This window comes from Rhodococcus sp. AG1013, from assembly GCF_003350365.1.
In the GTDB taxonomy this organism is placed as follows: Bacteria; Actinomycetota; Actinomycetes; order Mycobacteriales; family Mycobacteriaceae; genus Prescottella.
In genome coordinates this window covers 384067-407678 of sequence record NZ_QQAT01000002.1, presented here as the reverse complement: position 1 = coordinate 407678, position 23612 = coordinate 384067, and the positions used below count along the sequence as shown (strand labels likewise).

20 protein-coding genes are annotated in these 23612 nt (G+C 70.1%); 4 read left to right on the top strand and 16 right to left on the bottom strand.

Translation table 11 applies throughout. The features are described 5' to 3' along the window. Window position 1: 1 nt before the first annotated feature. The 5 genes from tsaE to DEU38_RS04440 form a co-directional block, all read right to left on the bottom strand. Window positions 2-502 (bottom strand): tRNA (adenosine(37)-N6)-threonylcarbamoyltransferase complex ATPase subunit type 1 TsaE, encoded by a 501-nt coding sequence (tsaE, locus tag DEU38_RS04460; protein ID WP_114718998.1) that lies wholly within the window; start codon window positions 500-502, stop codon window positions 2-4. Beyond that, a complete protein-coding gene (locus tag DEU38_RS04455) occupies window positions 492-1586 on the bottom strand; it encodes an alpha/beta fold hydrolase (RefSeq protein WP_114718889.1) in 1095 nt (364 codons plus the stop codon). Before DEU38_RS04455 ends, tsaE begins: the two co-directional genes overlap by 11 nt. Next, window positions 1583-2761, bottom strand: coding sequence for an alanine racemase (alr, locus tag DEU38_RS04450; RefSeq protein ID WP_254623025.1), 1179 nt, complete (start codon window positions 2759-2761; stop codon window positions 1583-1585). The genes DEU38_RS04455 and alr overlap by 4 nt, the downstream gene beginning before the upstream one ends. 100 nt (window positions 2762-2861) lie before the next feature. Further along, entirely contained in the window at window positions 2862-4313 is a 1452-nt protein-coding gene (locus tag DEU38_RS04445; protein WP_114718887.1) for an NAD(P)H-hydrate dehydratase, read from the bottom strand. A 2-nt stretch (window positions 4314-4315) separates the two neighbouring features. Continuing rightward, complete coding sequence (locus tag DEU38_RS04440; RefSeq protein ID WP_114718886.1) at window positions 4316-5095, bottom strand: VOC family protein; 780 nt, start codon at window positions 5093-5095, stop codon at window positions 4316-4318. A gap of 73 nt (window positions 5096-5168) precedes the next feature. Between DEU38_RS04440 and DEU38_RS04435 the strand changes: the two genes are divergently transcribed. After that, window positions 5169-5522, top strand: a complete 354-nt coding sequence (locus DEU38_RS04435) for a cupredoxin domain-containing protein (RefSeq protein WP_114718885.1) — start codon at window positions 5169-5171, stop codon at window positions 5520-5522. Between the two features lie 28 nt (window positions 5523-5550). Here the strand turns inward: DEU38_RS04435 and glmS are convergent, their stop codons facing one another. Beyond that, window positions 5551-7413, bottom strand: coding sequence for a glutamine--fructose-6-phosphate transaminase (isomerizing) (glmS, locus tag DEU38_RS04430; protein ID WP_114718884.1), 1863 nt, complete (start codon window positions 7411-7413; stop codon window positions 5551-5553). 98 nt (window positions 7414-7511) lie between these two features. Between glmS and DEU38_RS04425 the strand changes: the two genes are divergently transcribed. Next, window positions 7512-8387 carry a dienelactone hydrolase family protein gene (locus tag DEU38_RS04425; RefSeq protein ID WP_114718883.1) on the top strand — a complete coding sequence of 292 codons (876 nt, stop codon included), beginning with the start codon at window positions 7512-7514 and terminating at the stop codon, window positions 8385-8387. 1 nt (window position 8388) lies between these two features. Here DEU38_RS04425 and DEU38_RS04420 read toward each other — a convergent pair whose 3' ends face one another. From DEU38_RS04420 to eccCa, 10 genes are all read right to left on the bottom strand, one after another. Then, on the bottom strand, window positions 8389-9903 hold the full coding sequence (locus DEU38_RS04420; protein WP_114718882.1) for a hypothetical protein: 1515 nt from the start codon (window positions 9901-9903) through the stop codon (window positions 8389-8391). Next, on the bottom strand, window positions 9903-10205 hold the full coding sequence (locus DEU38_RS04415) for an N-acyl-D-amino-acid deacylase (protein ID WP_114718997.1): 303 nt from the start codon (window positions 10203-10205) through the stop codon (window positions 9903-9905). The genes DEU38_RS04420 and DEU38_RS04415 overlap by 1 nt, the downstream gene beginning before the upstream one ends. Window positions 10206-10319: 114 nt before the next feature. Continuing rightward, window positions 10320-11657, bottom strand: a complete 1338-nt coding sequence (gene glmM / locus DEU38_RS04410; protein WP_114718881.1) for a phosphoglucosamine mutase — start codon at window positions 11655-11657, stop codon at window positions 10320-10322. Between the two features lie 153 nt (window positions 11658-11810). Then, window positions 11811-12326 (bottom strand): 30S ribosomal protein S9, encoded by a 516-nt coding sequence (gene rpsI / locus DEU38_RS04405; RefSeq protein WP_114718880.1) that lies wholly within the window; start codon window positions 12324-12326, stop codon window positions 11811-11813. Then, window positions 12323-12766 carry a 50S ribosomal protein L13 gene (gene rplM, locus DEU38_RS04400; protein WP_114718879.1) on the bottom strand — a complete coding sequence of 148 codons (444 nt, stop codon included), beginning with the start codon at window positions 12764-12766 and terminating at the stop codon, window positions 12323-12325. The genes rpsI and rplM overlap by 4 nt, the downstream gene beginning before the upstream one ends. 171 nt (window positions 12767-12937) lie before the next feature. Beyond that, entirely contained in the window at window positions 12938-14182 is a 1245-nt protein-coding gene (gene rocD, locus DEU38_RS04395) for an ornithine--oxo-acid transaminase (protein WP_114718878.1), read from the bottom strand. Between the two features lie 154 nt (window positions 14183-14336). Next, window positions 14337-14627, bottom strand: coding sequence for a WXG100 family type VII secretion target (locus tag DEU38_RS04390; RefSeq protein WP_114718877.1), 291 nt, complete (start codon window positions 14625-14627; stop codon window positions 14337-14339). Between the two features lie 47 nt (window positions 14628-14674). Beyond that, complete coding sequence (locus DEU38_RS04385; RefSeq protein ID WP_254622616.1) at window positions 14675-14998, bottom strand: WXG100 family type VII secretion target; 324 nt, start codon at window positions 14996-14998, stop codon at window positions 14675-14677. Window positions 14999-15183: 185 nt separating this feature from the next. After that, window positions 15184-16497: a type VII secretion-associated protein gene (locus DEU38_RS04380; protein WP_114718875.1), complete on the bottom strand. Its 1314-nt coding sequence runs from the start codon at window positions 16495-16497 to the stop codon at window positions 15184-15186. Further along, a complete protein-coding gene (eccCa, locus tag DEU38_RS04375) occupies window positions 16494-20516 on the bottom strand; it encodes a type VII secretion protein EccCa (RefSeq protein WP_114718874.1) in 4023 nt (1340 codons plus the stop codon). The genes DEU38_RS04380 and eccCa overlap by 4 nt, the downstream gene beginning before the upstream one ends. A gap of 213 nt (window positions 20517-20729) precedes the next feature. Here eccCa and eccD point away from each other — a divergent pair, with 213 nt between their 5' ends. Both eccD and mycP read left to right on the top strand, forming a co-directional pair. After that, window positions 20730-22211, top strand: a complete 1482-nt coding sequence (eccD, locus tag DEU38_RS04370) for a type VII secretion integral membrane protein EccD (protein WP_114718996.1) — start codon at window positions 20730-20732, stop codon at window positions 22209-22211. 59 nt (window positions 22212-22270) lie between these two features. Beyond that, window positions 22271-23605: a type VII secretion-associated serine protease mycosin gene (gene mycP / locus DEU38_RS04365; protein WP_114718995.1), complete on the top strand. Its 1335-nt coding sequence runs from the start codon at window positions 22271-22273 to the stop codon at window positions 23603-23605. Window positions 23606-23612 lie beyond the last annotated feature (7 nt).

The window sequence follows — 23612 nt, the reverse complement described above, 5'->3', positions numbered from 1 at the left end:
ACTACGCGCGCGGCACCCACTCCCAGCTCGCGGTGCGGACATCGGACTCGGGCTCGCGGCGCAGCCGCACCCGCAGGTGCCGATCCGCCAGATGTTCCACCACGCCCTCGCCCCACTCGACCACGACGACGGCGTCGCCCAGGTCGGTGTCGAGATCGAGCGCGTCGAGCTGATCGTGCATATCGAGCGAGCCCGCGTCACCGCCCTCGCCGCCGAGGCGGTACGCGTCGACGTGGACCAGGCCGACGGGCGCGCCACCGTCGGGGCGCGTCCCCGGCCGGTGCTCTCTCGCGATGATGAACGTCGGCGACGTCACCCGGCCCTCGACGCCCAGACCCGCCGCGATACCGCGGGTCAGCGCGGTCTTCCCGGCGCCCAGCGGGCCGTCCAGCACCACGAGATCACCCGCGACGAGGTCGCGGGCCAGCGCCCGCCCGAGAGCCTCGGTGTCCTCGGTCGTGGGCAGGGTCGCGTTGCCCCCGGTACGTGTGTCAGCCGACATCGGTTCGCTCCAGTTCACCCGCCGGCACAGCATTCTCGTGGTCCGCACGACTCGACACGGCACGCCGGACCAGCCGATCGATCGCATCGGAGGTTACCTGCGGGAACTCGAGCTCCACGAGATGGCCGGCATCGCGCACCCGCACCAGTTCCGAGCGCGGCAGGGCGGCCGCGAGGTACTTGGAGCTGGTGAACGGAATGATCATGTCGGCGTCACCGCACAGCACCAGCGCCGGTGTGTCCGACAGCACCGGCAGCGCCTCCGACTCGTCATGCAACTCCAACGATTCGAGGAAGTTGACGATCGTCACCACCGAGATGTCGTTGAGCATGCCCTCCGAGAACGCGACCAGCCGCGGACTGACCTCGGTGCCGTACGACGCGGCCCGCAGGATCGGCGAGATGATCGCGCGCGCGGCGCCCCGTGCCTGCTGCACGGCGCCGGGGGCGGTGCGCACCGCGAGGCGGAACCCGTCGATGACCGGGTTGTCGAGGTTGCGTCCGAGCCCCGACTTGTTCAGGCCGGCGGCGGTCGTCGCGAGCAGCCCCACACCGATCACCCTGTCGTCGAACAGCTCCGGGAACTGCCGGGCCATCGCCAGGATCGTCATGCCGCCCATCGAGTGCCCGACGAGCACCACCGGGCCCGACGGCGCCACGTCCTCGACGACGGCCGCCAGGTCGCGGCCGAGCTGGGCGATGGTGCAGCTCTCGGCGGCGGGCACGCCGGACTCACCGTGCCCGCGCTGGTCGTAGAACACCATGCGGACGGAATCGCCCCACCGCTCCGCGAGCTGCGCGCGCTGGAAGTGCCACGACTCCATCCGCAGGCAGTAGCCGTGCACGAAGATCACCGTGAGGGGCGCATCCGGTGGACCCACCTCCCGCACCAGCAGTGGCACGTCGTCCTCGGTCGCCACGACGCGGCTGCGGTCGCCGGTCATGAGCGCGAAGTCCTCGGACCCGTAGATCTCCGGTCCTCGTCGCGTCGCCGCAGACTTGACGACGTTGATCCCCGCGATCGCGCCGATCGCCGCGGCACCCAGCACTCCCCCGAACAGGCCGAGCCTGTTCAGGACGTTCACGAACGACCGCCGGGACCGCCGACATAGGTTCGCACCGTCCGGCCCCGCACCGAGGTCACCACCTCGTAGTGGATGGTGTCGAGCGCGTCCGCCCACTCCTGTGCGTGCGGTTCACCGTGCTCGCCGTTGCCGAAGAACACCGCGGTGTCGCCCTCCTGCACACCGGCACCGTCGGGACCGAGATCGACGACGACCTGGTCCATACAGACCCGCCCGATGCCCGGGCGCCGGTCGTCACCCAGGCGCACGTCGAACCGTCCGCCCAGCGCGCGCGGAATACCGTCCGCGTACCCGACCGGCAGCAACGCGACCGTCGTGTCGTGCGGGGCCACCCACGTGTGCCCGTAGGACACACCCTCACCAGCTGCCACTTTCTTCACCAGCGCCACCCTCGATCGGAACGTCATGACCGGCCGCAGGCCGAACGTCCCCAGATCCGGCACCGGGGACAGTCCGTATATCGCGATTCCGGGCCGAACCATGTCGAATTGCAGGTCAGCACGGGTGAGGGTGGCCGCCGAGTTCGACAGGTGCGCCGCCTCCGGAGCCAAACCGATCCGCTTGGCGTCCGCGAGGGCACCCGTGAAACGTTCCCGCTGATCGTCGATAGCGGGGTGGTGCGGTTCGTCGGCGTGCGCGAGGTGCGAGAACACACCCTTGAAACGAACCGCCCCCTCGGCCTCGACCCGAGCGAGGTCCTTCAGGAAGTCCGTCCACTCCTCACGCGAGACGCCGTTCCGGTTCAGGCCGGTGTCGACCTTGATCGTCACGGTCGCGGGCGTGCCGACCTCCCGCGCCGCCGCGACGACGGCCGCGAGATGCCGCGGCGACGACAGCCCCACCTCGACGCCCAGCGCGATCGCGGGGGCGTAGTCGGAGTCCGCGGTGTGCAGCCACGACAGCACCGGGGCGGTGATCCCGGCGTTCTTGAGTTCGATGCCCTCGGCGAGGGTGGTGACACCCAGTTCCCGGGCACCGGCAGCGAGTGCGGCCCGCGCGACCGGAACCGCGCCGTGGTTGTAGGCGTCCGCTTTCACGACGGCCATGACCGCCGCATCGCCGGCGTGCTCGCGCAGGATCCGCACGTTGTGGGCTACCGCGTCGAGATCGATCACCGCTTCCGCCTGCGGCGCCGCCGCCGGAGGGGGTGTGTCCGCCGCCGAGGTGGCGCTCACGGTGTTCGGGTCGGTGTCGGTCTCCTGCGCGCTAGTAGTCACAGAATTCGATCCTGCCACTCACCGGGACCAGCCCGGTTCCTGGGTACAACCCGACCAGTCACGATTCGGGCACATGTGAGCGAAGGATCCGAATCGCGGACCGCAGGTGCGCCAGCAGCGTCGACGCGGAGATCGGCGCGAGCCCGGCGTCCCCGATGTCCTCCGAACCCTCCCGCGCCCCGAGGTTGGCGGCGAGCGAGTGGGCCCGGGCCCCCGCCGCGGCCGCGGCCGCCGGCGCCAGACCCGTCGCCATCAGCGCACCGATGACGCCGGACAGGACGTCACCCGACCCGGCCGTGGCCGCCCACGAACTGCCCGCGTCGTTGACGTACGCCCGGCCGTGCGGGTCCGCGATCACGGTGGCCCGACCCTTCAGCAGCACGGTCACGCCCCACTCGGCGGCCAGTGCCCGCGTCGCGGCGACGCGGTCCGGCGTCGGCGCGACAGCGGTGAGCCGCTCGAACTCGCCCGCATGCGGGGTCAGCAACGTCGGCGCACCGCGCCCCCGCACCAGATCCGGGTGCTCGGCCAGCAGGTTCAGCCCGTCGGCATCGACGAGGACCGGTAGGTCGGTTTCCAGCACCGTCCGCAGGTCCGTCAGGGCGTCGTCGTCGGTGCCGATGCCGGGGCCCACGACCCACGCCTGCACTCGGCCCGCATCGGCGGGCGACGGGGCAGCGACCACCTCGGGCCAGTGATCGAGCACCTCCGCGACGGCACGACCCGCATACCGCACCATCCCGGCGGTGGCGGTGACCGCGGCGCCGGAGGACAGCACGGCAGCGCCCGGATAACGTCCGCTGCCCGCGACGACACCCACCACGCCCTGCGTGTACTTGTCGTCCGCCGGCCGCGGAACGGGCCACAACCGGCCCACCTCCCACGCGTCGAGCGCGACCAGGTCGGGCGTCGGCAGGTCCAGGCCGATCGGCACCAGTTCGACCCGGCCACACCTCGGCGCGGCCAGGACGTGCACCGGTTTGAGCGCCCCGAACGCCACGGTGACGGCAGCGGTCACGGAGGGACCGTCGACGGCACCGGTGTCGGGGTCCACGCCACTGGGCAGGTCGACCGCGACGATCGGGGCATCGAGTTCCGCGACGATCGCGGCCGCGGCCGGGCGCAGCGGGCCCTTGCCGGAGATCCCGACGATCCCGTCGAGCACCAGGTCGGGGCTGCCCGGATCCGACGAGACGCGCCCACCGGCGGCCTTCAGCGCCGCCAATCCGGCGGCGTGTGCGCGCTCGGGGTTCAGTAGGACCGCGGTGACCGCCACGCCACGCCGGCGCAACAGCGTTCCCGCCCACAGCGCGTCACCGCCGTTGTCACCCGAGCCCACCAGTAGCGTGACGTCGCGGCCCGACACGCCCCCCGTTCGATCCCGCAGTTCGTCGGCCGCGACACGCGCCAGGCCGTACGCGGCGCGCCGCATCAGCGTGCCCTCGGGCAGGCGCGCCAGCAGCGGCGCCTCGGCGGCCTTGACCTGCTGCGCCGTGTAGAAGTTCCGCATCTCTACCCGGCCGCCACCGGACCGGAGATCATGAACTGCGCGCCGTTCGGATCGGCGACGTTCGCCATCCGGCCGTGCTCGGAATCCCACGGCTCGCGCAGCACCGTCCCGCCGAGTTCCGTGAGCCGCGCGACAGCGGCGTCGGTGTCATCCACCGCCACGAACATCTGCCAGTGCGACGGCACGTCCGCCGGCATCGCGGTGCTCGCGTCGAAGATCCCGGCCAGGTCCTCGCCGTCGAACCGGCCTGTGGTGTACCTGAATTCGCCCGTGTCGCTGAGAGTTGCCAGGTTCCAGCCGAAGACGTCCCGATAGAACGGCAACGCGGCGTCGTAGTTCTTGCTGACCAGTTCGAACCACGCGGGGGCACCGTGTTCGCCCATGACACCGAAGCCCTTGTGCTCGGCGGGCTGCCACACCCCGACGACCCCGCCGGACGGATCGAGGAACATCGCCATCCGGCCCTGCTCGGGCACGGTCATCGGTTCCATCATCACCTGACCGCCGGACTCCGTGACGGCCTTCGCGGTGGCATCGGCGTCGGCGGTGGCCAGATACGTGGTCCAGATGTTCACGTAGGGGTTCCCCGACTGCCCGGCCATCATGCCGGCGACGGGCTTCCCGTCGGAGAAGAACATCACGTAACCGCCGTACTCCTCTCCGGACGATTCGTGGGTCCAGTCGAACATGGCGTCGTAGAACGCGGCGGCGCGTTCGGGATCCGAGGTCTGCAGGTCGATCCAGCAGGGCGCACCGATCGGCGCGGATTCACGGGTTGGCATGACTACTCCTCGCGAACTCGAGGTCGGGAGATGTAACTCGAGGCACAATCATCGCCAGACTACGCTGAATCCCATGAAGACACGGGCAACTGCGATGATCGCCGGAATCGCCTTGGCTGCAAGCCTTTCCGCTTGCACCAACTCCTCGACCGACGAACCCGTCGCCGACAGCGGGCCGACGGTCAAGGTCTCGAACATGACCTACTCGCCCTCGTCGGTCACCATCTCCGCGGGCCAGACGGTGACGTGGGTGTTCGACGATCGCGGCACACCACACGACGTCGTGGGCCTCGGCGACGCGAAATCGGTGTTGCGCAGCCCGTTGAAGACCACCGGGACGTGGGAGTTCACCTTCACCGAGCCCGGCACCTACGACTACACGTGCTCGCTGCACCCGGACATGCTCGGTGTCGTCATCGTGATGTGACGACACCGAGCCTGTCCTGACGGTCTCGCTATTCGACCGTGACGGACTTCGCGAGGTTGCGCGGCTTGTCGACGTCCAGGCCACGGGCCTGCGCCACCTCGGCGGCGAAGACCTGCAGCGGCACCGTCGACAACAACGGCTGCAGCAGCGTCGGCGCGGCCGGGATCTCGATGAGGTGGTCGGCGTGTGCCCGCACCGCCTCGTCGCCCTCCTCCGCGATGACGATCGTCTTCGCGCCGCGCGCCTTGATCTCCTGGATGTTGGAGACCAGCTTCGAGTGCAGCACCGCCCGGCCCTTCGGCGACGGCATGATCACGATGACCGGCAGGCCCTCCTCGATCAGCGCGATCGGACCGTGCTTGAGCTCACCGGCCGCGAAGCCCTCGGCGTGCATGTACGCGAGCTCCTTGAGCTTGAGCGCACCCTCGAGCGCCACCGGGTAACCCACGTGGCGACCTAGGAACAGCACCGCGGGCGACTGCGCGAACTCGCGTGCGAGCGCGCGCACCGGTTCGACGGTCGCGAGCACCCGGGTGACCAGCTCCGGCATCGCGGCCAGGTCGGCGTACTCGCGCGCCACCTCGTCCGGGTACTTCGTGCCGCGCGCCTGCGCCAAGGCCAATCCCACCAGGTAGTTCGCAGTCACCTGGGCGAGGAAGGCCTTGGTGGAGGCCACGGCGATCTCCGGACCGGCCCGCGTGTAGAGGACGGCGTCGGCCTCACGGGGAATCTGTGCACCGTTGGTGTTGCAGATCGCGAGGACCCGAGCCTTCTGGTCCTTCGCATGCTTGACGGCCTCGAGCGTGTCCGCGGTCTCACCGGACTGCGAGATCGCGACGACGAGCGTCGACCGATCCAGCACCGGGTCGCGGTAACGGAACTCGCTGGCCAGTTCCACCTCGACGGGCAGCCGCGTCCAGTGCTCGATCGCGTACTTCGCGAGCAGGCCCGAGTGGTAGGCGCTGCCGCACGCGACGACGAAGATCTTGTCGACGTCGCGCAGCTCCTGATCCGACAGTCGCTGCTCGTCGAGGACGATCTTGCCGTCGGCGAAATGGCCCAGGAGCGTGTCGGAGACGGCCTGCGGCTGCTCCTGGATCTCCTTGAGCATGAAGTAGTCGTGACCTCCCTTCTCGGCGGCCTGCAGGTCCCAGTCGATCGTGAACGGGCGCCCCTGCTGCTCGTTGCCGGCGAAGTCGGTGATCGTGTAACCGTCGGCGGTGATGACCACCACCTGGTCCTGCCCGAGCTCGACGGCATCGCGCGTGTGCTCGATGAAGGCCGCCACGTCCGACCCGATGAACGTCTCGCCCTCACCGACACCGACGACCAGCGGCGTCGAACGACGCGCGGCGATGATCATGTCCGGATGGTCGGCGTGCGTGAACACGAGCGTGAACGCGCCCTCGAGCCGACGCAGTACCGACAGCGCGCTCTCCACGAAGTCGCCCGCCGTGGGACCGCTCTCGTACGCCTTCGCGACGAGGTGCACCGCGACCTCGGAATCGGTGTCGCTGAGCAGGTCCACCCCGGCGGCCTCGAGCTCGGCGCGCAGCGGCGCGAAGTTCTCGATGATGCCGTTGTGCACGACGGCGAGCTTGCCGCCCGCATCGCGGTGCGGGTGGGCGTTGCGGTCGGTCGGCTTGCCGTGGGTGGCCCAGCGGGTGTGACCCATTCCCGTGGTGCCGACGAACTTGTCGGCGCCCACCTCGGCGAGCTCCGCCTCGAGATTGGCGAGGCGCCCCGCCTTACGCTCGGTGGCCAGCCCGCCCACACCGTCCGCCACGGCGATCCCGGCGGAGTCGTAGCCGCGGTATTCCATCCGCCGCAACGCCTCGACGACAACACCCAAAGCCTGGCGGTGGCCCACGTAACCCACGATTCCGCACATGGTTCACCAGGGTACTTGGACCACAGTCCGGAACGAACTCGGACGGGCGATGCGGCGCAACTCCCGGGGGTCGCACCCGATCGGATAACGTCTCCCCCGTGGCGCAGACACCGAAGTCCCTGGTATCCAAGCTGTCCAAGCGTGGCCCACACAAGGTGCTGCGCGGCGACCTGGCGCTCGCGGGGCAACCCGGCGTGGTCTACACCCCCGCCGAGGGGTTCAATCTCCCCGCCGTCGCCTTCGCGCACGACTGGCTGGCGAGCACCGTCAACTACGCCGCGACGCTCGAACACCTCGCATCATGGGGCATCGTCGCTGCGGCGCCGGCTACCGAACGCGGCCCGGTGCCGTCACACCTCGGGCTCGCCGCCGACCTGGGCACCACCCTCGACATCTGCACCGGTGTGCGCCTCGGTCCCGGCCGGATCAGCGTCCACCCCGAGCGCCTGGCCTTCGCCGGACACGGCATGGGTGCCGGTGTGGCCGTGCTCGCGGCGGCCCGGACGGCCCGCGTCAAGGCCGTCGCCGCACTGTTCCCCGCCCCCACCGCACCGTCCGCGACGGTCGCGGCCGCGCGGATCGACGTGCCGGGACTCGTCCTCGCCGGGGCGAACGACGTCGACTCCCTGAACAGCGACGCGCTGGCCCTCGCCGACGCGTGGAAGGGCGAGAGCCTGCTGCGGGTCGTCGACAAGGGTTCGAGCGCCGGCGTCGTCGAGGGGCGGCGACTCCTCGGTTTCCTCGGCGTCGGCGGGTTCGAGCGCCGCACCCAGCACGTGACGCGGGCGCTCGTGACCGGGTTCCTGCTGCACCACCTCACCGGCGACAAGGCCTACGCCTCGTTCGCCGACGCCGACGCGCACTTCCCCGGCACCCATCCGGCCGTGCGCGACGAGACCGACGACACGCTCGACGCCCGCGATGCCGCCGCGCACCACGCGAGCGCCCAGATCGGGCAGCTTCTCGGCCGCTAGCTCACAGCGGACCGGCTTCCGCGAGCACGGCGCCGGTCTCCTCACCGGGCAACGGCTGCGATCCCATCTCGGCGATCGCCGGTTCCTCCGCCCGGCGGCGCGGCGACCCCGGCGGTGCTCCGACGACCGAATGCGCGGCCGGAGCGCCCGTCGACCCGACCTCCGATCCCGCCGCCGGTTCCGGCGCGGGAGCGCAGTAGTCGGCCGGCGCTTCCTCCACCGGGGGTGCCTGCGGTGCGGGCTGTTCCACCGGCTCGTCCACAACCGGCGCCTCGTCCTCCGGGCAGTCGGGTACCGGGGTCACCGACGGTTCTGGGGCGGGTGCCGGTTCGGGAGCGGGCGGCGGCTCGGTGGCCGGCGGCGGCTCGGTGGCCGGCGCCTCCTGCGCGGGTGCCGCCTCGGCTGGCCGGGCACAGTCGCATGCGCAGTCGCAGTCACAGCCCCGCTCCGATTCGAGATCGAGACTGCCGCCCGACAGAGTCGATTCCGCCGCCACGCGAACGAGGCCGTCGACGATGTCGAGCGCAACATCCGCTACCATCCCGACAACGGCGCCCACCGCGCGGACTGCGCCGTCGAGCGCCAGCGACCCCTGCAATGTGGCGCCGGGTTGCACGGGCGGACGTTCGAGACCGCTCAGGCTCGACTCTGCCGTCACCGGTGTCAGCGCCGTCGCTGGTGTCGCTGACGGCACCGCGGTCACGGATGTCGGCGCTGGCGCTGGTGTCGCAGCCGTCGCTGCCGACGCCTGCACGGGCGCGGCGCTGCACTGCGCCGCCGCGACCGGGGTGCGCGTCCGACAGTCCACCGCGAGCGTGCCGGGGGCGGGAAAGGCGCTGTCGTCGATCTGGGCGAAGACGCGGGCGAGCGTGCAGTAGATGTCGTCGACCGCCGTCTCCGTCGCGTCACAGAGCGCGGTGAACTCGCGCAGCGTGTCCCGAACGTGCGGCAGGAAGACCCCGGCGAGCCATTCGCGGCACGACTCCTCGAACGGTCCGACACCGGCCGAAGCGCCACCGGACAGGTATCCGGACGTCCCGAGCATCGTGTCGATCTCGGCGACGGTACGCCCGCCGAGCTGCGACGCGTCCCGATCGCGCACCCACTCCGACTTCCGGGTCACGACCTCGCGCAGCTCGCGCTCGGCAGCCACCAGCGCGGTCCGGACGTCATGTGCGGAGCTCCGCAACCGATCCGCCCGCTCGAGATTGCCGGACAGATGCCGACAGGCCAGCTCGGCGTCGGGCCCCTGCCATGCCTCCGGCAGAGCCCGGACTGCCCGGGTCTCATCGTCGAACGTCCGATCCAGACTGCAGGTGATCCGCCCGATCGCCTCGATGTCGGCGTCGAGCGCGGTCAGGTCGATGCCCCGCTGTTGGAAGTAACGCGCCTCGACCTGGTCGGGGGTCGCCGACAGCTCACCGGTGCCGGTGCCGTCCGCGACGAGGGCGGCGCGGGGCAGGAACACCGCGAAGTACTGCAGACCGCTTGCGCCGGCATCGAGGATCGCGTCCACTACCGCCCACCCAGCGCGACGACGTTCGCCGACTCCTGACGTTCGTACGCGTCGGAGGTACCACGGAGAGCACGGGCGCCATCGGCCGAACCGGCAGCCCACGCGCCGATAGCCCGCGCGAGCCGCGCATAGCCGTCCCGTACGGCCTGCTCACGAGCGGTGTCAGTCGTACCGGCATCGGAGGAGCCGAAACCGCACTCGCTCACCGTCCGGGAGACCCCGGTCAGCAGCTCCGCTCCCGCCTGCAACGCCTGCGCCGTCGCCCGCACCCCCGCAACGTCGATCGCGACCACATCCGCCATCGGTTCCGCCTTCCGCACCTGTCGGTGCCTGTCGATTCGGATCCTTCGTCCTGTTCGACGCAGCGGCGCGGCCCGCGGTTCCGCTAGGTGTGCGGGTTCGGTGGGCCAGGTGCGCTAGGCGGACACCACCTTCTCCGCCAGCGTCTCCGCGATGCGCTGCGCCATCTCGAGATCGGCCGCCTCGACCATGACCCGCACCAACTGCTCGGTGCCGGAGGGACGCAGCAGCACCCGGCCGGTGTCGCCGAGTTCCGCTTCCGCCTCGCTCACCGCCGACCGGACCTGCGGCGCGGCCGCGACAGCGGACTTGTCGGCGACCCGGACGTTGACCAACACCTGCGGCAGCGCGGTCATCGCGCCCGCCAGATCGGCGATCGACGCACCGGTGTCGGCCATCCGTGCCATCAGCCGCAGACCGGTGAGCACGCCGTCACCCGTGGTGCCGTAGCGGGGCAGCACGACGTGGCCCGACTGTTCACCGCCCAGGCTGAACCCGCCCGAGCGCAGTTCCTCGAGCACATACCGGTCACCGACAGCGGTGGTGCGCAACGCAATCCCGGCCTCGCGCATCGCGATGTGGAGGCCGAGGTTGCTCATCACCGTCGCGACAAGAGTGTTGTCGACGAGTTCACCGGCGTCGCGCATCGCGATCGCCAGGACCGTCATGATCGCGTCGCCATCCACGACCGCACCGGTCGCGTCGATCGCGAGGCAGCGGTCGGCGTCGCCGTCGTGCGCCAGACCGATATCCGCGCCGTGCTCGACGACGGCACGTTGCAGCGCCTCGAGATGCGTCGACCCGCAGCCGTCGTTGATGTTGAGCCCGTCCGGATCGGCATTGATCGCGATTACCGTCGCACCGGCGTTGCGGTAGGCATCGGGCGCAACCGTCGACGCGGCGCCGTGCGCGCAGTCGACGACAACGGTGAGCCCGTCGAGCCGAGTGTCGAGGGCACTCGTCAGGTGGGCCAGGTATCGACTCGTCGCGTCGAAGGCGACGTCGACACGCCCGATGCCGGCACCGGTGGGACGTCGCGCGGGTCCCGCGGCGATCGCGGCCTCGATCCGGTCCTCCGCCTCGTCGTCGAGCTTGTGCCCGCCCGCCGCGAAGATCTTGATGCCGTTGTCGGGCATGGGGTTGTGCGACGCGGAGATCATCACGCCCAGCGCCGCCCCGTAGGCGCCGGTCAGGTACGCCACCGCCGGTGTGGGCAGGATGCCGACCAGGACGACGTCGACGCCGGCCGCGGTGAGTCCGGCCGTCACGGCTGCCTCGAGCATCTCGCCACTCGCCCGCGGATCACGACCGACCACTGCCACGGGCCGGGCCGACTCGGATCCCGGCGGTGCGAGCACCTCGGCCGCGGCCGCGGCCACCTTCAGTGCCAACTCCGCGGTCAACTCGGCATTCGCCAAGCCGCGCACGCCGTCCGTGCCGAACATACGACCCATAGAACCGATCCCTCGCATTCCGGTTGAGCAATCCGGGTGAGTATCCAGGTAAAGCACAAAAGCAGGCGTCCGGTAGCGAAGAACTCTACGAACGCCTGCTCTCGTGATCGAACAGGTGCCGGAGCCGACACGAATGCCGGCTCCGGCGACACATCAGCGCTTGGAGTACTGAGATGCCTTACGGGCCTTCTTCAGGCCGTACTTCTTGCGCTCGACGGCGCGAGCGTCACGCGTCAGGAAGCCGGCACGCTTGAGCGCGGGGCGATCCTCGGCGGTGACCTCGATCAGAGCGCGGGCGATGGCGAGACGCAGGGCGCCTGCCTGGCCCGAGGGGCCGCCACCGGTCAGGAGAGCGGTGATGTCGAACGACTCCGTGCGCTCGACCATGACCAGCGGAGCCTTGATCAGCTGCTGGTGCACCTTGTTCGGGAAGTAATCCTCGAGGGTGCGGCCGTTCAGCTTGAACTCACCGGTGCCGGGGGTCAGGCGGACGCGGACGACCGCCTCCTTACGGCGACCGACGGTCTGGACCGGACGATCGATGACGATCGGGGCCTGCGGAGCAGCCTCGTACGACTCGACGACCTCGGTCTCGGTGGTGTACTCCGAGACGTCGTCTGCCACGGCCTCGACAGCCTCGACGGCCTCGTTGAAGTCTTCGTTGCTCACTGGGCGACCTGCTTGATCTCGAACGGCACCGGCTGCTGCGCGGTGTGGGGGTGGGTCGGGCCTGCGTAGACCTTCAGCTTGCCCGCGATGGCGCGGCCCAGCTTGTTCTTCGGGAGCATGCCGGTGACGGCCTTCTCCACCAGGCGATCGGGGTTCTTCTCGAGAACCTCGCCGACCGAACGGGACTTGAGGCCACCCGGGTGTCCGGAGTGGTGGTACAGGAACTTGTCCGTACGCTTGTTGCCGCTGATGGCAACCTTGTCGGCATTGATGATGACGACGAAGTCGCCGCCGTCAACGTGCGGTGCAAAGGTGGGCTTGTGCTTGCCGCGGAGCAGGTTTGCTGCCTGCACGGCAAGGCGACCGAGCACCACGTCTGTGGCGTCGATGACGTGCCAGGTACGGGTCACGTCTCCGGCCTTCGGGGAATACGTAGGCACAGAACTTCCTCGTCTGTTCGTTTCTGCTGCTGGCCGAGTGTGCTGCGCTGATGGTTCTCGGCGGCCAGTTGAGACCCGAGAACCACCCCTCCCCGCGCTCGAAGGCACGGTAAGAGACGGCACACCGACGTAGAACGATACCGGCTGGGACCGACCAGGGTCAAAGTGCCGTTACTCGGCGAGGGCGTCGGCCAGCTTCTCGACCGCCCAGGTCACGTCCTCACGCGAGATGACGAGCGGCGGCGCGATCCGGATCGTGCCCTCGTGTGCGTCCTTCGCCAGCACCCTCCGGGCCAGCAGCCGCTCGCAGATCACCCGTGCCGACGGCTGCCCGGACGCCAGCTGGACGCCGGCCCACAGGCCACGGCCCCGGACCTCGGCGACGCAGTCCCCCGGCAGGTCCGCGAGCAGCGCGTGCAGATGTCGCCCGAGCTCACGGCTGCGCCGCTGGTAGTCACCGGTCTCGAGCAACCGCACGACACCGCTTCCCACGGCGCAGGCGAGCGCGTTCCCGCCGAACGTGCTGCCGTGCTGACCGGGGTGGATGACATCCATGACGTCGCGGTCGGCGACCACCGCGGACACCGGGACCAGTCCACCGCCGAGCGCCTTGCCGAGGATGTAAACGTCAGGGACAACCCCCTCGTGATCGCACGCGAACGTCTCCCCCGTCCGGCCCAGGCCGCTCTGGATCTCGTCGGCGAGCATCAGGATGCCGCGGGCGTCGCACAGCCGACGCACACCGGCCAGGTATCCGTCCGGCGGCACCAGCACGCCCGCCTCCCCCTGGATCGGCTCGACGAGTATGGCGACGGTGTTCTCGGTGATCGCATCCGCCACCGCATCGACACTGCCGTACTCGACGGACGGGAACCCCGGCGGGAACGGCCCGAAACCGTCCCTGGCATCCGGATCCGACGAGAACCCGACGACGCCGATCGTGCGGCCGTGGAAGTTCCCCGAACAGGTGATGATCTCGGCGCGATCGTGCGGCACGCCCTTGACGTCGTATCCCCACTTGCGGGCCAGTTTCAGTGCGGTCTCCACCGCCTCGGCGCCCGTGTTCATCGGCAGGACCGCATCCTTGCGGCACAGCCGCGCGACGTCGGCGCAGAACTGCGCGAACCGGTCGTGCTGGAACGCGCGACTGGTCAGGGTGAGCCGACCGATCTGTTCACGCGCGATCTCGACCAGTTCGGGGTGCGCATGCCCGAAGTTCAGCGCCGAGTATCCGGCCAGGACATCGAGGTAGTCGACTCCGTCGATGCCCCGGACCCACGCACCGGACCCGGACTCGATGACCACCGGGAGCGGGCTGTAGTTGTGAGCACTGTGCACGTCGGCGCGGGCGAGTTCGGCCCGCGTCGCGTCCGTCACCGGCACGAGCCCTCCATCGACACGATGTCCAGTCGTCATGGCGGTCCGCCTTCCGGTCCGGCGCTGTGCGCCACCGCATTCGGATCACGCCAGTATCCGCCGACCGGCGCGCGGCGGCAATCGTTCTCACCGGAACATGCGTGTGCCCCGACGGCTCTCCTTCCGTCGGGGCACACGCGTCAGACGTAGCGGACTACGCCCAGCTCTTGGCGGCGGCGTTGTTCACGTCCCGCATGTCCGAGTTGCCCTGGCCGACGACACGGCCGACGGCGTCGAGAACCTGGTTGAGCTCGAGCGCCGCGCCGTCCCACTTGGCCTGGTGCTCCTGGTACGCGTCGGATGAAGAGGCGTCCCAGTCCACAACCATCTGGGCGACGGCCTTCTTGAGATCCTCCAGCTTCCCGTTCATCTCACTCTGAAGGCCGTCGATCCGCTGCTGAAGCGCCTCGATCTCGCCGAACGAATAATGGATGGGGGTGCTCATGACTGCTCCTGTCGGTAAAGGTCTGCGAATTCAGGCGATCGAGATACTCAAGACATGTTCAGGCTGCTCGCGACGTTGTTGATCGCCGCGGTGTGATCCTGCTGCGTCGTATCGAACTGCACGCTGTTCGCCTTGATGTTCTCGCTGATCGACTGCAGCGCATCATTGAGCTTCTTGGAGCTGCCGTCCCACTGCTCCATGAGGTTCTGGAACGCGCCCGCAGCGCCGCCACCCCAGCTACCACGGATCCCGTCGACCTCGGCCCGAATGCGTCCGAGCAATCCGTCGAGGTCGCCCTTCATCTCGCCGACACGACGAGAGGTGGCCTCCATCGTCTCGGTTGTGGCCTTCAACTGATCCTGTCCGCCCACTTCGAACTCCTTCGGATGCGCTCGGCATCGTTGTCCCACTTCCGCGTCCGGCCACCGATCCCCCCAGGGACTCGTCGCAGCCAGTTCGCGCCTACATCTGGTTGGACGCATGCGTGCGCCGATTCGGTTCCATTCGTCCCGAAACTTTTTCCGTGACCCTCACTCTCGCGGGGCGCCTCTCAGGCCTACCCGACCGTGACACCGCCGACGGCCTGCTCGCACGCCCCGGCGGCCGCGTCCCAATCGCCGTCGAGGAACCGGCAGCCGACACTGACCTGGGCGTCGTTCTCGACGAGCACGTACCACCGCACCCCGGTTCGTTCGTCCGGCGACTCCAGGTACGAGATGACAGGGCGGCCGGCGAACTCGATCTCGGAGACGAACTGCGAGAACGGACTGTCCGGGCCGCGCTCGGCCATCCGTTGCTCGAGAGAGTGCGCCACTGCCACCAGATCGGACCCTGCCGCCAACTCGGTGGGCATCACGATGACACGGCGGTCAGCCTCGCCGTCGGGCACCAGATCGAGCCGCCCCGGCCGTCCCGCCCGCGCCCGCCACGAATCCGGCACCGCGACACTCACCCGACCGACCTCGAAGCGCTGCAGGGATTCCGCCGAGGCGGACGCCCCAGGCTCCCGCGCCTGCCAGAGCGCGGCCGCACCGGCACCGAGGCCCAGTACCAGCGCTACCGCTGCGGCGACGATGATGATGCGTCGTCCCCTCCAACCGTGCGGCCGGGGCCGCCCCGGCGACGGCGTCGAAGCCACCTGTTGCCACACCACGGCGTCCGGTGCGGGGCCGGGTGCAACGCTTCCTGGTTCGGTGACCGGAACCGACACCAGGACCGCGTCGGACACCACCGACACCTCTGATTCGATTCCTGTGCAGACTGTTTCGGCAACCGCCGCCTGTTCGTCCGCACCAATCACCAGGACCACATCGGGCGCGCGGTCCCCACCGATCGCGCGGACCGCGTGGCCGATCGCGCGGACCCGATCGGAGTCCTCGAGCAGATCGAGAATCCCGATGTCCGACAGCAGCTCGCAGGCAACGATCCTCGGTTCACCACGCTCGTCGCGCTCGACCAGCACGACCGTCGTCGACAACGGGCCGCACTCGACGACACTCCATCGTCGGACGGCGTCGGGACACGGCGCCGAGAACGCGAGGGGAAGCATCTGCACCTCGTGGGCGGACCGACGGGTCGCCGATTCCAGGACCGCACACCGGGTGGCTCCCCAGTGCGAGGGATGGAACACGGTGGCCGTCGCGACGAATCCCGTTCCGCCGAGCGCGGCTTCGAATGCTCGTCGAATAGCGGCGGCCGCCACGTCCACGGTCGCGACCGTGTGGCCACCCACCGACATGTAATCGTCGTCGATGCACTCGACGACGCCCTGAACCGAATCGTCGGGGACCCTGACGGCCCCGCGTGCGGATCCCACCCACACGGCGCCGTCCGTGAGGTGGACACGAACGACGGCACCCGGGCCGGTCACAACGGCGGAAGCCAGGCGACCTGCATCAGCGACGTCCCGCTGCGCGCAACGAAAGTGCCTCGGCCCTGGGGTTGCTCGCTCGGGCGTACGGTACCGAGGAGATTGCCCTCGTCACGGCTGCCACTCATCACCATGCCCGCCGGCACCAGGTCACGCATCCTCGCGATCACCGGTTCGTACAGCGCGCGCGACGCACCGCCGGACCGCCGAGCGATGATCAGGTGCAGGCCGAGGTCCTTCGCGTGTGCGAGGTAGTCGATGAGCGGCGTCAGCGGATTGCCGCTGGACGTCGCGACGAGATCGTAGTCGTCGACGACGACGTAGATCTCGGGCCCCGACCACCACGACCGTTCGCGGAGCTGCTGCTGCGTGGTATCGGGCCCAGGCATACGGCTCGCCAGGATCCCTGCCAGATCATTCATCATGGTCGTGAAAGTGGTTGCCGAAGCGGCATATCCGGCGAGGTGATCGCCCTCCACGACGCCGAGCATGGTGCGTCGGTAGTCGCCGATGATCAGCTTCGCCTGCTGCGGCGTGTTCGACTCCATCAGGCCCAGACAGATGCCGCGCAGCAACGTCGTCTTGCCGCACGCGCTGTCACCGAACATCAGGAAGTGCGGTTGATCGGCGAAGTCGAGGTACACGGGTGCGAGTTCCGCCTCGTCGATCCCGATCGGTACCGCCAGGCACGCCCCGCTGCGCGCGCTGCCCTCCGGCCATCGTCCGGCCGCGGCGGCGAGGAGATCCTCCCGGGACAGCCGGTCCGGCAGCATCCGCACCCGCGGCGCAGCGGGACCCGAGCCCGCACCGGGGCGCACGCCGAGCCGCGCGACCGCATTCGCGACGCCCGCGCCGAGATCGTCACTACGGGAGGCGCCGTCGAGTCTGGGCAGGGCGGTGAGCAGGTGCAGGCCGTCACGGGTGATACCTCGACCGGGTCGGCCTGCGGGCACCAGCATCGCCTTGGCGCGGCCGACGTCGGAGTCGGTCGGATCTCCCAGGCGCAGCTCGATTCTCGTGCCGAGCTGGTCCTTGAGGGCCGGGCGGATGTCGGCCCAGCGCGGGGTCGCGAGCACGACGTGGACGCCGAACGAGAGTCCCTGCCCGGCCAGTGCACTGATCTGCGCCTCGAGGGCCTCGAAGTCCTGGCGGATACTCGGCCATCCGTCGACGACGAGGAAGACGTCCCCGAACGGGTCCTGCGCGGCGCCCACTGCGGCCGCGCCGGTCTCGGCCGAGCCACGCAGTCGCCGGAATTCCGCCATCGACTCGATGCCGAGTTCCCGGAAACGGCGTTCGCGTTGACGCACGAGGGTCGCCATCTCCGCGACCGTGCGTCGGACCAGATCGACGTCGAGCCGGTTGGCGACGGATCCGACGTGCGGGAGCCCCGCCAGACCGGAGAGCGTGCCACCGCCGAAGTCCAGGCAGTAGAACTGCACCTGCTGCGGCGAGTGCGTCGCCGCCATCGACATGATCAGGGTCCGCAGCAGGGTCGACTTACCGGACTGCGGACCGCCGACCACCGCGACGTTGCCGGTCGCTCCGGACAGGTCGGCAACCAGCAGATCCCGCCGCTGGTCGAACGGCCGATCGATCACGCCGATCGGTGTGCGCAGCGAACTGACGTCGGGGACCGGGTCGGTCAGCGCGGACGGCGGCAGGATCCGGTCGAGGGTGGGCGCGATGTCCAGCGGCGGCAACCACACCTCGTGTGCGGACGGACCGCGGCCGCGAATGCGGTCGACGAGAACCTCGAGGACCGAACGTGGATCGGTCTCGCCCTCCCACACGGGTTCGGGCTCGATCGGAACGATCGGTTCGTCGACGACGGGCACGGCGACCGGTGCGGCGGTGAACACCCGCGGGCGCAGGTCCGCCGTGGACGCCACCGCGTGCGCCGATCGGCGCACGCGCTCGGACTCGTACGGACCCGACACGTAGGACGCGGCGAACCGAACGATCTCCGCCGAATCGCACTTGAGATACCCGGCGCCCGGCGAGGCCGGGAGGTGGTAGGCGTCGGGCACACCGAGGACTGTCCGGGACTCGTTGGCCGAGAACGTCTTCAGACCGATCCGGTACGACAGGTGGCTGTCGAGGCCGCGCAGCTTGCCCTCCTCGAGCCGCTGACTCGCCAACAGCAGGTGCATGTGCAGCGATCGGCCGAGCCGCCCGATCGCGACGAACAGGTCGGCGAACTCGGGCTGCTGACTGAGCAACTCGGAGAACTCGTCGACGACGATGAACAGGGCCGGCAGCGGCGCGAGGTCTGCGCCGGCGCTGCGGGCCTTCTCGTAGTCGGTGACGTTCGCGAAATTGCCCGCGGCCCGCAACACTTCCTGTCGCCGGTTCATCTCACCCGCGAGCGCATCCTTCATCCGATCGACCATCGCCAGTTCCTCGGCGAGGTTCGTGATGACCGCCGCGACGTGTGGGGCCTCGTCGAGCCCGAGGAACGTCGCGCCGCCCTTGAAGTCGACGAGGACCAGATTGAGCGCCTCTGGCGAGTGCGTCGCGAGCAACCCGAGAACCAGCGTCCGCAGGAACTCCGACTTGCCCGACCCTGTCGCGCCGATGCACAGGCCGTGCGGCCCCATGCCGGTCTCGGCGGCCTCCTTGAGGTCGAGTTCGACGGGGCTGCCGTCCACCCCGACGCCGATGGGCACCCGGAGCCGGTCCCGGCCTTGCCTGGGCACCCACGCGCGGGCGGGGTCGAACTGCCCGATGTCCCCGAGCCCGAGCAGATGGCTCCATCCCGCAGCGACCGGAGCGCCACCGTCGTCGCCGACGTCGGCCGCGGCCCGACTCGCGATCCGGTACGGCGCCAGCCGACGGGCCGCGGACAGTGCCTGCTGCGGGGTGAGCGTGTCCACCGCGGCAAACGTCTCGGTCCCCGCCCCGCCGCGGGCACCGAGGGAACCGTCTGCGGCCACCAACTGCAGTCCGCGGGTCGCGGTGAGCCGGGGACAGTAGCCGCTGAGGTCCAGCAGCGTCACCGAGTCGAGGCCTCCGTCGGTGACCGCACCGCTGTCGCCGTCGAGGATTCCCCCGTCGATCACGACGACGATCTGCGGCACCCCCGCGGTCGGCGGCGCACTCCGCGAGAATCGTCCGCGCATCGAGAACTGCGGGCCGAGGGCCGATTCCAGCTCGATCACCGATCCGTAGACCATGCGAGCGGAACCCACCCCGTCGAGCGAATCCGGATGCTGGGCGTGGGGCAGCCACTTCGCCCACTCCCATTCCGGGGCGGTGTCCGGGCCGCACACGATCGCGATCTGCAGGTGGTCGGGTCCGTGGAACGTGCACAGCTGGAGCAGCATCGCGCGGACCAGTCCTCGCGCGTCGTCCCGGTCGCCGTCGATCGAGATCGCCGCGAATCCGCGGAGCGAGACCGCTGTCGGCAGCTCCGGAACCACGGAGTGCGCGCGGACGAACCGGCGCAGCGACACCGCCGAAACCGGCTCGAGGTCCTCGACGGGACCGGTCTCCGGTGGGATCAACCGTGTCGCCAGTCGTTGACTCCCCCGCCCCACCCGCACGTGGCCGTAGTCGGGATCGGTGATCCGGCGCTCCCACATCCGGCCGGTTCCCGAGAGCGTCCACAACGCCTGCGGGTCGGGATGGCTCCATTCGAGGGCCTTGCGCTGTTGCCGCCCGGTATCGAGGGCGTCGCGTCGAAGCTGATCGAGATACCGCAGGTAGTCCTTGCGCTCCTCGTTGGCCTCGGCCGCCTTCGCTCCCCCGCCGCGCCCGGATCCCGCGAGCATGCCGAGCATCGACACCATCATCATCACGGGGAACAGGAGCGACATCGGATTCGCCGACATCCCGGACGTGAACATCAATGCCACCATGCCCACCATGGCGGCGACCATCACGAGCGGGAGCAGCTTCGTCACCAGGTTGCCGGGGGTGATCCGGGGGATCTCGGGCGGAGTCTGCAGGCTCACCTCGCCACCCGGCGTACGCGGCGCCTCACGACGTGCCTTCCGCACGAAATGCGCGGTGCCCATGCTTCCACCCCCAGTGAAATGCCAGTCCTCGCGCGGTCGGCCGATTCGACCGGACCGAGTCACCCCCCACGGGCTCCGGACTCGCGATCTGTGAAGCTACAGTACGGCGCCGACAACGCGTGGTAGAGGCCCGACGTCGAGTAGCGGTACAGTGCCGATGTTTCGAAACGAGCGGTTCGGGTGGGGATCCGGACCGCGGAATCCGGGGGGGGGATGAGCGTGACAGTTCTGCATGCCGGGCACTCGGCCGGTGCAGCTACCGGTTCACGGCCGCGGGGAGCGGCCGACCTGTGTCGACTGACGATTCTGGCGCCGCACACACAGATCGATCTCGCCCTCCCGAACACGGTTCCCGTCGAACTGCTGATCCCGGGCATCGCCGACCTCGTCGATCGCCACAGTGCCGCAAACGACTTCGATGTCGCCGGCGAACGCACGGAACCGGCGCGGTGGACCCTCGCGCGGCTGGGGCAGCCACCGCTCTCGCCGGCGCTGAGCCTGCGCGAGCACGGGGTGCTCGACGGCGAACTCCTCGTGTTCGACAGCATCGAGGCCGGGTCTCCCCCACCGCTGTTCGACGACATCATGTACAACGTGGCGGTCGCCGACACCGGCCACACCCGCGCCTGGACTCCGCGGATCGCACGCCTGACCGGGTCCGCCCTCGCGATCGCCGCGACGGTCGCCGGGTCGTTCGCGCTGCTGCAGACCGACGGCGCCACCGAATCCCTCGTGGGCGCGGTGTGTGCACTGGTGACGATGGTCCTGTTCGTGGTCGCCGGGGCGGTCGTGAGCAGGGTCTACGGTGACACGGCCGCGGCCCTGACGCTGAGCACCGCCGCGCTGCCGACGGCATTCGCGGCCGGTGCGCTGCTCGTTCCCGGCGACCGCGGTGCGCCCCATGTTCTCCTGGGGCTGGTCATGGTCGGTGCCACCGCGGTACTCGCTCTGCGCACCGCGGGGGTCGGGTACGGCGTGTTCACCGCGGCCGCGACGGTCTCGCTGATCGGGTCCGGCACCGCGCTGGTGGCGACGCTGACCGACCAGTCGCCGCGCGCGGTCGGATCGATGCTCGTCGGCGCCGCACTGATCGGTCTCGTGTTCGCGGCGCGGGTGGCGATGCTGCTCGCCAAGCTCCCACTGCCGCCGGTGCCCGCCCCCGGTACGTCGGTCGACCCGGCGGAGGACGACCCCGACGATGCCCGCAAGGTCCCGTCGTTCGAGTCCGTCGCCACCCGAGCGGACCGCGCGCGGCGTTACCTCACCGGGTTGGTCTGCGCGATGACCCTGCTCACGGCGTCCGGTGCACTGCTGGCCTCCGTGCCGACGTCGGCGTCCGGGATCTACTGGCCGGGGACCGGACTGGCCCTGGCCGCGGCGACCGTGCTGATGTTCCGCGGACGGACCTACACCTCCGCGGAGCAGGCGGTGCCGTTGGTCGGCGGCGGCGGCGCGATCGTCGTCCTGCTGTGTGCCGGCACGGCGTTCGCCGTCCCCGCCGCGGCGCTGGGACTGTTCGCCGTCTCGGTGCTGGTCGTCACCGCGGCCCTCGCCTTGGGAATCGTCGCGCCACAACGGAACTTCTCGCCCGTCCAACGGCGCGTCGCCGAGTTGGTCGACTACGCCGTGATCGCCACTGTTGTCCCACTGGTCTGCTGGGTGTCCGGGCTCTTCGCCGCCGTCCGGGGACTGTGAGCCCGGCCGTGAACCGGGGCCCACGACGTCGGTGGTCGGGCGCCTCCGCGGTGACCGCGATGGTTGCCCTGACGGCGACGATCGGCACGGGTGTGGGCGGGGCCGCCGTCCCGGCTCCGATCGATCCCGGCAAGCTGCCGGCGCGTACGCGACCGGCACCGTTGGCACCGACCGAGCAACGCAACGCGTGCGCGACGGCACTGCCGATGAAGGAGAGCCCCGAGGTACCGCTGCCGCAGCGCACCATGGACTTCGCGTCGGTGTGGCCGCTGACCCGCGGCGCCGGCCAGGTGATCGCGGTCATCGACACCGGAGTGTCACGACACCCCCGGCTGCCACAGCTGACGGCGGGCGGCGACTACGTCTCGAACGGCGACGGGACCGGCGACTGCGATGCCCACGGCACCATCGTGGCCGGGCTGATCGCGGCCGCGCCCGTTCCCGGCTCCGGTTTCGCCGGAGGCGCACCCGACGCGCGGATCGTCACCATCCGCCAGTCCAGCGCCAACTTCTCTGAGGTCCGCCGCAACGAGGACCCGAACGACGTGCAGAACTCGAGTGGCTACGGCAACACCCAGACCATGGCGATGGCCGTGCGTGAGGCCGCGGACGCGGGCGCGACCGTCATCAACATCTCGGAAGTGGCGTGCCGTTCGGCGGCGGACGGCATCGGCGATCAATCCCTCGGCGCCGCGGTCCAGTACGCGGCGACCGTGAAGAACGCGGTCGTCGTCGCGGCCGCCGGAAACTACCAATCCGGCGGGTGCACCGCCCAGAACCCGCCGGCCGACCCCCTCGATCCGAACGCCGATCCGTGGGATTCGGTATCCACCATCGCGACCCCGGCGTGGTACGACGACTATGTGCTGACCGTCGGATCGGCGGATCCGGACGGGTCGGCATCGAGCTTCAGCCTCGGCGGGCCCTGGGTGGACGTTGCGGCCCCCGGTACCGGCATCGTCTCGCTCAGCCCGGACGGGCGCGGTCAGACCAGCGCATGGTTGACCTCACAGGGACAGCAGAGTCCCTTCGCCGGAACGAGTTTCGCCGCACCACTGGTCTCGGCCACCGTCGCCCTCGTCCGGGCCCGCTTCCCGCAGCTCACCGCACAGCAGGTGATCGAGCGGATCGAGGCCACCGCGCACGCACCGGCCGAGGGGTGGAATCCCTTCGTCGGGCACGGCGTCGTCGACCCGGCCGCCGCCGTCAGTGCCGATCTTCCGCTCGACGGCGGCGCGGCCGGCGGACCCGTCTCGGTCCCGGTGGCGGCCCCGCAACCGGTCGAGGAGGACACGCGGCCGCGCACGGTGGCGCTGGCCGCGACCGGTGGGATCGTCGCGGTGGCGATGCTCGGCGTACTCGCCTCGTTTCCACTGCGCCGGCGGCGCAAGTAGATTCCGG

Excerpts from the sequence above, each read along its gene's own strand:
- tsaE (WP_114718998.1), bottom strand. The coding sequence starts at position 502 with ATGTCGGCTGACACACGTACCGGGGGCAACGCGACCCTGCCCACGACC.
- DEU38_RS04445 (WP_114718887.1), bottom strand. The coding sequence starts at position 4,313 with ATGCGGAACTTCTACACGGCGCAGCAGGTCAAGGCCGCCGAGGCGCCG.
- DEU38_RS04440 (WP_114718886.1), bottom strand. The coding sequence starts at position 5,095 with ATGCCAACCCGTGAATCCGCGCCGATCGGTGCGCCCTGCTGGATCGAC.
- DEU38_RS04435 (WP_114718885.1), top strand. The coding sequence starts at position 5,169 with ATGAAGACACGGGCAACTGCGATGATCGCCGGAATCGCCTTGGCTGCA.
- glmS (WP_114718884.1), bottom strand. The coding sequence starts at position 7,413 with ATGTGCGGAATCGTGGGTTACGTGGGCCACCGCCAGGCTTTGGGTGTT.
- DEU38_RS04415 (WP_114718997.1), bottom strand. The coding sequence starts at position 10,205 with ATGGCGGATGTGGTCGCGATCGACGTTGCGGGGGTGCGGGCGACGGCG.
- glmM (WP_114718881.1), bottom strand. The coding sequence starts at position 11,657 with ATGGGTCGTATGTTCGGCACGGACGGCGTGCGCGGCTTGGCGAATGCC.
- rocD (WP_114718878.1), bottom strand. The coding sequence starts at position 14,182 with ATGACGACTGGACATCGTGTCGATGGAGGGCTCGTGCCGGTGACGGAC.
- DEU38_RS04390 (WP_114718877.1), bottom strand. The coding sequence starts at position 14,627 with ATGAGCACCCCCATCCATTATTCGTTCGGCGAGATCGAGGCGCTTCAG.
- eccCa (WP_114718874.1), bottom strand. The coding sequence starts at position 20,516 with ATGGGCACCGCGCATTTCGTGCGGAAGGCACGTCGTGAGGCGCCGCGT.
- eccD (WP_114718996.1), top strand. The coding sequence starts at position 20,730 with ATGAGCGTGACAGTTCTGCATGCCGGGCACTCGGCCGGTGCAGCTACC.
- mycP (WP_114718995.1), top strand. The coding sequence starts at position 22,271 with ATGGTTGCCCTGACGGCGACGATCGGCACGGGTGTGGGCGGGGCCGCC.